General features: G+C 34.7%; 2 pseudogenes. Both read left to right on the plus strand.

The features are described 5' to 3' along the window. A pseudogene (locus ACKX14_RS15550) lies at window positions 1-201 on the plus strand (hypothetical protein); the annotation flags it as partial. A gap of 74 nt (window positions 202-275) precedes the next feature. Further along, window positions 276-516: pseudogene (locus ACKX14_RS15555) on the plus strand (hypothetical protein); the annotation flags it as partial.

Genomic DNA, 516 nt, shown 5'->3' on the forward strand with positions numbered 1-516 from the left:
GCTGTCTGTAGGAAATACGGAATATCAAAAACTACAATCGATTACTGGAGAAAAAAGCTTTTAAACCCTAACGATGGTAACGATGATGACGAAAAAGTAAATCTCAGAAAGGAAAATATCATGCTTCGTTCTATCATCGTTGATAAAGACCTCGAAATTGCTTATCTGAAAGAGCTTCTAAAAAAAACCAACCGTCTATAGCAGATAAAATCGATATAATAAAGCATTTATATTCTAAGGGCTATAATCTTGACTTTCTGCTCAAAATTTCTGATGTGCCAAAAAGCACATTTTTCTATGAACCCCGACAAGAAAGTCCGGATTCAAAGCGTGGATGCTCAAAGCCGGGTTATTCAAAAACTATTCGTGGTGAATATATATCCGATGAAATGATAAAGACCTTACTTTTTGATTTGGCTGAGGAATTCCCCTTCTTTGGGTATAAAAAACTTACATTTCTCTTAAGGTCAAAGTTTGGAATTATTATCAACAAGAAAAAGGGTTACAGGCTATGCA

It is taken from the genome of Thermorhabdus hydrogeniformans (assembly GCF_049310025.1).
Classification (GTDB): Bacteria; Bacillota; Thermosediminibacteria; order Thermosediminibacterales; family Tepidanaerobacteraceae; genus JBJYKD01.